Annotated in this window: 10 protein-coding genes; 3 read left to right on the top strand and 7 right to left on the bottom strand. The window is 45.8% G+C overall.

Annotated features, from left to right (window positions below; translation table 11 throughout):
- Position 1: 1 nt before the first annotated feature.
- Complete coding sequence (locus tag QMC96_12750; protein MDI6877625.1) at positions 2 to 520, bottom strand: hypothetical protein; 519 nt, start codon at positions 518 to 520, stop codon at positions 2 to 4.
- A 427-nt stretch (positions 521 to 947) separates the two neighbouring features.
- Between QMC96_12750 and QMC96_12745 the strand changes: the two genes are divergently transcribed.
- The 3 genes from QMC96_12745 (at position 948) to QMC96_12735 (ending at position 3,508) form a co-directional block, all read left to right on the top strand.
- Positions 948 to 1,676, top strand: coding sequence for a hypothetical protein (locus QMC96_12745; protein MDI6877624.1), 729 nt, complete (start codon positions 948 to 950; stop codon positions 1,674 to 1,676).
- Positions 1,677 to 1,984: 308 nt separating this feature from the next.
- Positions 1,985 to 2,419: a hypothetical protein gene (locus QMC96_12740; protein ID MDI6877623.1), complete on the top strand. Its 435-nt coding sequence runs from the start codon at positions 1,985 to 1,987 to the stop codon at positions 2,417 to 2,419.
- A gap of 315 nt (positions 2,420 to 2,734) precedes the next feature.
- Positions 2,735 to 3,508, top strand: coding sequence for a winged helix-turn-helix transcriptional regulator (locus tag QMC96_12735; GenBank protein MDI6877622.1), 774 nt, complete (start codon positions 2,735 to 2,737; stop codon positions 3,506 to 3,508).
- A 671-nt stretch (positions 3,509 to 4,179) separates the two neighbouring features.
- Here the strand turns inward: QMC96_12735 and QMC96_12730 are convergent.
- The 6 genes from QMC96_12730 to QMC96_12705 form a co-directional block, all read right to left on the bottom strand.
- Complete coding sequence (locus tag QMC96_12730) at positions 4,180 to 4,692, bottom strand: hypothetical protein (GenBank protein MDI6877621.1); 513 nt, start codon at positions 4,690 to 4,692, stop codon at positions 4,180 to 4,182.
- Positions 4,693 to 4,728: 36 nt separating this feature from the next.
- A complete protein-coding gene (locus QMC96_12725; protein ID MDI6877620.1) occupies positions 4,729 to 5,232 on the bottom strand; it encodes a hypothetical protein in 504 nt (167 codons plus the stop codon).
- A gap of 427 nt (positions 5,233 to 5,659) precedes the next feature.
- On the bottom strand, positions 5,660 to 6,262 hold the full coding sequence (locus QMC96_12720) for a hypothetical protein (protein ID MDI6877619.1): 603 nt from the start codon (positions 6,260 to 6,262) through the stop codon (positions 5,660 to 5,662).
- 9 nt (positions 6,263 to 6,271) lie between these two features.
- Positions 6,272 to 7,408, bottom strand: a complete 1,137-nt coding sequence (locus QMC96_12715; protein MDI6877618.1) for a hypothetical protein — start codon at positions 7,406 to 7,408, stop codon at positions 6,272 to 6,274.
- 726 nt (positions 7,409 to 8,134) lie between these two features.
- Complete coding sequence (locus tag QMC96_12710) at positions 8,135 to 8,545, bottom strand: hypothetical protein (GenBank protein MDI6877617.1); 411 nt, start codon at positions 8,543 to 8,545, stop codon at positions 8,135 to 8,137.
- Between the two features lie 234 nt (positions 8,546 to 8,779).
- Positions 8,780 to 9,253, bottom strand: coding sequence for a hypothetical protein (locus tag QMC96_12705; protein ID MDI6877616.1), 474 nt, complete (start codon positions 9,251 to 9,253; stop codon positions 8,780 to 8,782).
- Positions 9,254 to 9,815: the final 562 nt, after the last annotated feature.

The following is a 9,815-nucleotide window of genomic DNA, read 5'->3' as shown; positions in this document are numbered from 1 at the left end:
GTCAAAGGTGCAGTTGCAGCGGCTGGCGGAATGGTGAAATGCGGAGGGGGCTATAAATGATATCCCAATGTTGAGGTAGGTGCCACCTGGGGGACATATCTGTGTCAGATACAACCTTCTGATATTGATACTCAGCAATTGCCACGGCAATCCTTTCTAACATTATACTCTCGTCTTCGGTTAATTTGATATCCTGATTTTCAAGATCAAAATTAACGTGGATGAAATTTCCCTCCTTTTCGAACTCTACTGGATACTTCTTCCAAAGTTGCTTCATGAATTCAACCATATGCTCTTTTTCACTATCTGCAACGCGAAACTCATCGATCCAATCTAGCACGACTTCCTGTTCAGGTTTGCCTGCTGCCAATAAAATCCAGTGTGGTGTTGAGTTCTTAATATCCTCACTAACATCTATGAGTTCGACGTTGACTGGCACTTCTTTCCCCTTTTCCTCAAGGGGTTGAGGTTGGAGAATTTGATCTTGCATAGCCGTCACTGGTATAACCACCGAGCACATCAGTAGCAATACCCAAAAAACGGGATAGAACCGTATTTTTTTTAAGGAATTTCATATCCTGTACCTCCTTTTCTTCGTGTTCACGGAGGCACGACACAATGCTTTTACGATCTAAGAGCACACATTGTCATGCCCACGGACAGCAGCGGGGTTCTCCTATCCGGCTAAGATGCGTGAACCCCGTACTACACTGAAACCTTTACCTTTACAGTATAAGAGATTTGTGTGCAGCGTATCTACACGTTAATCTATACGTTGGGATATTGAAGCGAATGCCGCATTATTATTGATAAAATTGGATTTTATTGATAAATTGGGTTTCCTTTTCCTGTATAAATACCAATACCATGTAAGGCACATATGGTAAGGATTACATAAAAAAGAGTCCATAAAAATTACATAATTCGTTTGAGTCGTACGGAGCTGCATGAAAGATAGATGGCTGATTATTCTGGTGGCGGTCGTGGTGGTAGTTATAGCTGTCAGGCCCTTCCTGCTCTCCGATAAACCAGAGGTCGACTACGATGACCGCGAGCTCTATCTGCCCTCAGAACCGTACAATCCCCATATCGTCCAGCTTCTGGAAATCATGATGGACGAGATGCAGTTTGATAATGCATCGGCGATATTCAGACGACTATCCATGGACATAGATCCCAACGGGACAATAACGTCGATCCATCTCGATGTCTATGCAAAAAATATGAGCGAACAATGGGGGTATTACCGAGCATACGTCGATGCGCACTCTCAGATTTTTCTATCTTCCCAGCCGATCGATCTTGTTCGTCCGGGACGGCATCCATATGACATTGCAATAAATGTCGATCAGATACCATTTCCGAGTATTTTGTCCGGCAATCAGGATAAAAGAGTCTTCATTTCTACCCATGCAGACAATAAAGAATACCAAAATACGTATGGGAACATCTACGTGCTCAAAGACGGCGTGATAGTTCCTATTGAAAAGATCGCGTTCACGAACAATGTTACCTGGTATAGTATTGAGATAGCTCCGTATTATAAACCGAATTCGAACGCTTCGATACCGTCTCCTTCCGACGGATCGGCCCTGGCCTGCGAAGAAAATCCGGAGTGCACGATCATTTTTACTCAAAGCGACCTCGCTATGGCGACTGCTGTCGAATATGCATAATCTTTCATTCGGCTTCCATCGCGATGAGATTTATTCCACATTTCAGATTATGTCTGAAATTAAGAAATAATTTTTAGTATCGAGTGTTTCTAGTTGACTGATCATGAATATTGACACGGCTAATTCATAATGCAAAGGATAATTTCCCAATTCCAGATTGATTTTTACATCTACACATGATGCGCTGATTATTAATGTCTGGATAATTGTCATCTAAATCGAGTTAAATTTACACATGAAGTAACGTGTAGATGCAGTGGAGAGAAAACTTAAGAGAAGGTCTCATAAAAAATTGTGAAGGTGAAGGTATGAAGAAGTTCACCTTTGGAATTATTGTGCTGCTTGCAGTATCCATGTTCGTGCCGATCGTATCGGCAGGCGAGCAGAATGACGGATCTGCGTCCCGTTCAAGTGAAACCGGACTGCCAGATCTGGGAATAGAAGCTCTGTACTTACTTACGCAGGGTCAGACCAGATACCATTACTACTCGGTTTCCCCAGGAACTGCATCGATGAACGTCGTTGTCGAATGGGACTTTGTTGATAACTCACTCACGTTGACCATCTATGCCCCTAACGGAGGACCGGTCTATGGTCCGTATCGTGATGGAGACGATTACTGGCTGCATGCTGATATTTTGAGAACCATATCGAATCCCGGCAACTATCCTGGCACATGGACCTTCAAGGTATACGGAGAGCGGGTAGCAGGGACGGAGTATTACTATTTTTCTGTAGATTGAATCCCTTTTTTCAATGGGATCTTGAATAAGGTCCCTTTTTTAAGAGAGAAAAGATTCGACTGAGAATTTAGTATTTAAACGCCGGAAATCGCCAATTTTCTTTAATATCGTCAACATCCACCTGACTGTTTAAATTCATCGGAGCGGTGAATCCTATCAACAACAAATAATATTTTGCTGCAACCTGAGAATTAGTTATTGACAATGGTATACCTTCTCCGCAGTCGAGGATCTCAAAGCGTTTACAGATCTTTGAAATCTTCTATCTGCTTCATAAAGATAACTTCTCCCATGATGATAAGGAGGGTAAAATAAATGAGGTGGAAGGTGTTTTTGCTCGTTTTTTTCATGGGCACAATGTGCCTCATTGCCTATGAATATGCCAGCACAGACGATACACGGTCTTCATCCGTTAATTTCCCTGCGAGCGAGATCGACAATACGTATCCTGCTACGATTCTAAATCCACCAATCCATGCCATGCTATTTGATCTGTTATCGTCTCTTTCTGCCGTTATTCCCCTTCCATTCGAAATAATCGCGTCTATCGGTTTGTGGTCGTATCTTGGATACAGGAGAGTATTCAGGAAGAACACATTGGAAAATGAAAATCGGTTGAAAATATACGAAACAATAAAAAATCAGCCTGGGATGCATGTCAGTGCGATATCTCAGGAAACTGGATTGAACAGTGGCACTGTACAGTATCACCTCAAAATATTGCAGGTAACCGGTAAAGTGATTTCCCATCGAGAACGAGGACTCAAGCGATATTACAGAAATGTCGGGGGAATCCCGCCTGGAACGAATACCAATGAAAATCATCTCGATAATGACACTGAAAAGGCTATTGTCAATCTGCTTATCCGAAATCCGGGACTATCACGAAAGGATATCGCCACAATGATCGACATATCCGGCCCATCCGTGACCTGGCATATGGCGCGGCTGCATAAAGCGCAGCTGGTGCGCATCGAGAAAGATGGAAAGTACAAGAGGTACTATAGCAATCCAAGGGAAGCTGAAGAGGTTCTCGATGAACCTCTAACAGGAGTCATGAAGACATCTTCCTGTGAGATAATGAGTTAATGCAGGTCATCACCTGGATCCTTTTAACAGATAACGGGAAAATGTATCCTGCCATAAAGAGCAGAATCATCCGACACGGTATTAATCGATCCCTGGTGTTCCACATCCTGTAGAGTCCTGAAGATTACACATCCAATCTTCAGACACCAATCGTAACTCATCCCCCCTCAATATTTTCTCTCCTCCAGCCTCTCTAAAAGCTGCCTGGTCGCGTGGATATCCTGCCAAGAGATTCGACTGCCCTTTTTAGGATCGATCAGTCCACGATCTGCTCACTCGCATTGCATGGTCGCTCTTGTTATCAATCTCTACCGAATCGCGTTACGAGCAGCGAAGGCAAGTGCTAGGAGCAGGATGCCGACGATCATGAGCAGCCACTGGTAGGTGAGCAGCCCATACACAATGACACCAGCTGTCAATATCACAAACAGAATACGGCTATTTCGGGGATTCATGGCATATAAACTCCTTTGAAGGCGGAAGGCGTTTTCCGGCGTAAACTATGCAACCCGGCGTTACACTTACCTTTTCCTTGACAATATAAATGATTTATGTGCAGATCGTCTACACGTTGGAAGATTCGATGCGAAAAAAGGAGCCGATATTAAGTGGTCAATCGAACGGCATTCTGTATCGACTGCGTTAATACTGTTTGATTGGTCCTGAGGGATTCACCGAGTTATCCACGCAGTCACGATGTAGCAGATCCCAAGGAGGGGCATGCCAACAAGGAGATAGTACGGCAGCAGGCCATTAAAAAGCACGAAAGAAGTATGGACCGCAGCTGACTGCAACAGCAGGATGAGAAGGTATGCCGCATACACGCTGACGCCTGCAGAGACCATAGAAAAAATCGTCGTCTTCTTTCTTTGGTGTGCTGGGAAGGATAGAAACGCTGCGACTGATGCCGGTGCCAGCAGTAGCAAGGCCGTCCAGAATGTACTGACACTCTGAAGGTCTGTGACGCTGGATAAAAGGGTATCCAGGATCGGTGAAGCCGTGAAGGCCAATAGAACAATGACAAGCGGAACTCCAAGATACCACCGATCCGATTCTGTCCGCACCTCCTTAACGACGTAAAACGATCCCATTAACGCGATGAATCCGATTACAAAGGGTATCCCTATCACAAAAGGACAGAACACCGCTGCTGTCAAGATCAGCCCCACCGACTTCGCATTCATTGCTGCCCGGCTCCGTAAAAAGTGCAGATTATTCTGTCAGTGAGGAGATGTTCCATTGCCGTCTGTCGCGATCACGATATACTTTCCGATTCTATAGAGGATCTCTCTCTGTTCGTCCTGGGTCAGTTCGGATTTTCCTGCAAAGATCGTCTGGGCTTCAGAGATGAGTGCATCCCTCTCTTTCTCGGAGAGATCGGTCATGACCGTTTTCAGGTATTTCCAATCCTCCTCTCTCAACGGCCCATTGGGAGGAGGTGTAGCCGTCGGCACGTATGCTGGAACTTCAAATTTTGGCAGTTCGGAGAGCTCTATGCCTTCGATTGGAACATCGTCTGCTGTAACAGATACGATAGTCCCATCGGCTTGAAGAATGATGGTCCTCGTTGCCGTTTGGTCATCGCTCACATTCAGTTTCTCTATCGGCTTCATTCCCACATCTGTACATGCTGCGGGCATCACTATCACGGCTATCAACAATAGTGCCAGAAGCACGGAGAACATCCGCGTTTTTAGACTGCTTTTCACGATCTCTACCTCCACATTCGGATTTTCACGGAGGCATGACGGTATCCTTATTTAAGCAAAAGATGAAACATATCATGCCTGCGAGCAGCAGCGGGGTTCTCCAATCTGGTCAGGATGGTGTGAACCCCGTGCTACACTGAAGCCTTTGCTTTTCCTCTACTAACGTCATCTGTCGAATTCATCTCCGCTCGTGGAGGAGAGTACGGTACGAATTCGGTATCAGTCGTGCGATATGCGTTTATGTACGGGGGATCGAGGATGAACCGTCTCAATCCTGCCTTCCCCACTCATCGAGGGGGATGCAGATCTTCGAGCTGAGTAGAGAAGGGTCGGCGCGACCCGATCGACTATTCTTACGAATAACAGCAAAAGGAGCTAATGACGGGAACTCATCATTTCTCAACAACCGACAGAATTCGGTTCTGTCGGACAATCTGTAAGATCAATCGAATGCCCCCTCCATATCGATTATCGAATAGGAGGGATAGAGGTAGAAGATCGTCGTTTGGTTATAGACCATCGCAACTCTGTTATTGTAGTGATCGAACACCCAGACCGTACGTGAGGATTTCTCCATCGCCTGATGGTAATCCTCTGGCAGAGGTCCTGAAACAGGCCCCGAAATCCACCCTGGAGCACCGCAGTATCCCTCTAAGGTCTTCCACTGCACTTCGTCAACAACAATGAAGAACGACAAGCCCTCGTTTCGAAATTCCACATCAACAGTGGTTAGAGTGGGATCGTGTTCGTCGGTTGCCCGGCGGATCGACGTGATATTCCAGCCATTCTCAAGCAGGATTCCCGTACGTTGATCGTCAAGCAGAATCTCGATGACCGACGTGACGTTAGCCGTGATATTCTTCGGATCCTGGACCTCGATTGCAGAGATGTTCAGAGGGATCGAACGATTTCCCTGCTCGTAGAAGAGGATTGCGGCTGGAGAAGTGTTTTCCGGCGTATTGTCAGGGATACCGCGAGAATCCGTACATCCGGATCCCATCGCAAGAATCACGCAGAATAAAAAAACAATAGTCGTTGTTTTCATTTCACACCCTCAATTATAGGTGTTGAGCCTCACCCGCGACGGATCCTGAATGATGTCAACCCAGCAGTACTGCATGATGACATAGGGAATATATGGTGAATACCAGGATTCAAGGTCAACACTCATCGGGGTCCCATAACTCAAATACGACATATCATAAAAGAGTGTATCGCCCGGCACATCCGTATTATCGTCGACATTCCATCCTTCTAAAACGCAGGAAGTCAAACAATTGTTTTGTGGCAGCATGCAGTTCGTCGATAGTGAACTGTACTGGCCGCTCGTTTGATCATAGATCGTGATAGACCATAGCTGTAAAGAACTACTCCAATAAATCCGGCCTCTCATTGTATGCCCGGATGCGGAGGTAAACATAGGCCCAACAAAGCTATCAGCAGGATCTGTCGTATCACAAGCCCACGCCTGTCCTTGCCATTGCTGTGTTGATCCATTATAGCCCAATACTGGTTGCAGTAAATATGTCTTCGATCCTCCAACACCCAGTATGCCATTAAAGAGGTATATTTGCTCAGAACTTTCTAAGGACGGCGGGCTGGACGGTACTGTCCAGTATGCTTGATATTCGGTGATATAATTCAGATAATCTTCTGCGGATTCTATCCAATCATTTCCTACCCATAATAATGCCACCTCTTTTTGATAAGAGGATGCATGCCCATCGATCACGAGAAGGAGGAGTTCTCCAGCTGAGTCAAGGACATAGATCTTGCCCTCATGATGATAGACTCTTGAATCATTCGGAAGCTGATGTACGTACGTGCAGGCTTTTTCAATACTGGCAGGCGTGGGTGCTTTTCCGGAACCATCATCGCTGATGGAAAGCAACTGGTCGCCATAACTATCGAAGACCTGCGTAATTCCTTCTGTCGTATGGACGATAATCGAACCGAGCGGTATCCCGTAGGTCCAGCTCTCAGTAATACCTCGTTCTTGCTGCGGGCTCAATGCTCCGGAGATCGTAATCGTTTCGATCGATGGATCGATGTTCAATTCTGGAATCGCATATCGATTGAAATCGATTCCTGTACTATTCTCTTCAACAGCGCTCACTGCGGGAACTGTGACCGAAACCATCATCAATACAATGACGAGCACGGAGAGCCCTGTCAATCCTTTTCGTGTCATGGTCTTTCCTCCAGTTCAAATTTCAGAAGGCATGACGAAAAGGCTTATACTTGCGAAAGCGATATTCATCATGCCTACGGGCAGCAACGGGGTTCTCCTATCCGGCTAAGATACTGTGAACCCCGTGCTACACGGAAACCTTTACCTTCACAATATTAGAGATTTGTGTATAGATCGTCTACATATCCGCGCAAAAGCTCGCATCGCTACTACGTGTGATCGATTCCAATGAATCATAGTCGATTCGGAACAATAATTTATCTAAAAGATGTGAATCCAAGTCCCACTGCTTCATCAAAAATATTTTGACCCATAAGCGACTGGTTCATTGGAGGCAAACTGCAACGCGAATATACCATCATCGCCATGGTTCGAATAATCGAATAGTTGTTTGTCAATCCACACGCTGATCATCACAGTTGCTTCGGCGGTATAACGAATTTTTTGTCATACCGTTACCCTAAATATTCTCTATCCATGGACAAGTACCTTCCGGGATTGGTTGCCCATTTTAGTAGATACGATGAAGCTGAATCCTGGCATCCTGAGGGGTGTCTTCCGTAGAAACCGGCACTCACGACCTTCGTCCATCTCTTCATCCATAGATCCTTCAGGCCAATGGTCTTCGGTATTTTTTTAAAGTTACTTTAGATAGGCCAGATACTTCAACAGCCCATGCACAAACCGTTCGATAGCATGGGCAATACAGGAGAATCCCTAATGCCGTTATACTTTTTCAATGCATTTTATCGAGAAATGTTCCTGCACTCTCGGATTTTCCTTGACTTCTAGGTGAGGATCAAGAGGCCTAGTTTCCGAGGGGTAAAGACTGGTCGATTTTTCCGAAGGGATTAACCGCGTGAATGTGCCGGTGACGATTACTCGATCCCCATTGTTGATGAGGCCAACAGCAGGAAAACCTCCTTCGATGGAGTCGTACCATACCATCAGGGATTCGCCACCGGAAGCCAGGCGAAAACAGGGGCAGGAATACACGCCTCTATCTCCGACCCTCCCGGACAGTCTTACTTCCGAATCGTACACGGGACTATTAAGGAATTCGGATACAGTAACGGTGCCTTCGGGCGGGCTTACTGTGAAAATGTCGCAAGCGATATGCCCTGCGATGAGTACCATAACACTGGCTAAGAGAAGAATGAAAGTAAATATTTTCCATCTATTCCCCGAATCCATTGAAATTTGCATGCTATGAACAGGAAACATGTTCTGACAAACAGGTAAAATTCTTCTGCTTTGTTCGCCTAATCGTTTACCCCGTTATTCCCTCTTCCTGAAAAATATTTTGAGAACCGTTCCTCTATTCTTGAACGACGGTTCGGGCAGAGTTTCGCGAAATGCCTCTCTCCGTAGTTATGATCCTGGTCGGGGTCCGATATACGTGGGAATGCACCGTATCTCAAAGTACCTCCCCCTGTATTCGTATAATTTCAGATGAGACAAACACTCCGCCCTGGAATATTCTTCAAGGCAGAGATCGAAGGCCCAGAACTCTCCCGAATACTGCTGTACTTCACGAATATATCGCCTGCCATCTCGCCATTCAACCGTAGTGGCATCTGCTTCCTCCATCGCCCGCTTATACTCCGGATGATCCTCAAGATCCGCATCCGTGAGATGGATTACGAGAGCATCTTTTGTGTAACTCTGGTTATACTCGATGATAAAACACCGAAACAGCGTATCATTTGCCGATTGATTGTCTACTGCTACCGAATCTCTCTGCTGCGTACCGATACTATAGGCTAGATAGGTGCCGACAGCCCCAAGAACAAGGAGAATGCACACGATTACAGCTTTTCTTTTGCTAATTTCTGGCAATTTCATCGAATGGGTTCACATCCCTGTAGATGTTCCTGGTGAATTGAAACCTTTGCTTTAGCTGTATTTGTGATTTCTGTGCCGATCGGCTACATGTGGATCATCTACGTATCAGGAAACGGTTAATGGACAGCGGCACTGTATTGCGGGAGGAGTTTCGGGAGAGATGACGATTCAGAAACGCAAGAGCAGCGGGACCCTCTGGAACGAACAGGCCGACTTCTCGATATTGAGTACGTCTCAGAAGGCCTCCTCTTTTCAATAAGGTTAGGGGCGCAAGGTATACAATTATCGTTCTTTTTATCTACCAAACGGTGATCGTACCCCGAATGGACTTATTGCCCTTCTATCGCTTGATATAACTTCATCGATATTGGAATAGTCCGCGAATCGTTGGATAGCCTCAGTAATAATATCTTCCACCAAGGATAACATAACCTCCATCATCCGTCTGCAGGACTTCATGGATAACATTCGACGTCCGGCCCGGAGTGGAGACCCAGGGAATCGTAATATTCCACTGCGCATCCCCGGAACTGTCTACTTTTCTTACCGCCAGATCCAGATT

The organism is Methanomicrobiales archaeon, assembly GCA_030019205.1.
Taxonomy (GTDB): Archaea; Halobacteriota; Methanomicrobia; order Methanomicrobiales; family JACTUA01; genus JASEFH01.
The sequence above is the reverse complement of the archived record's forward strand: the minus strand, read 5'-3'. Positions and strand labels throughout refer to the sequence as shown.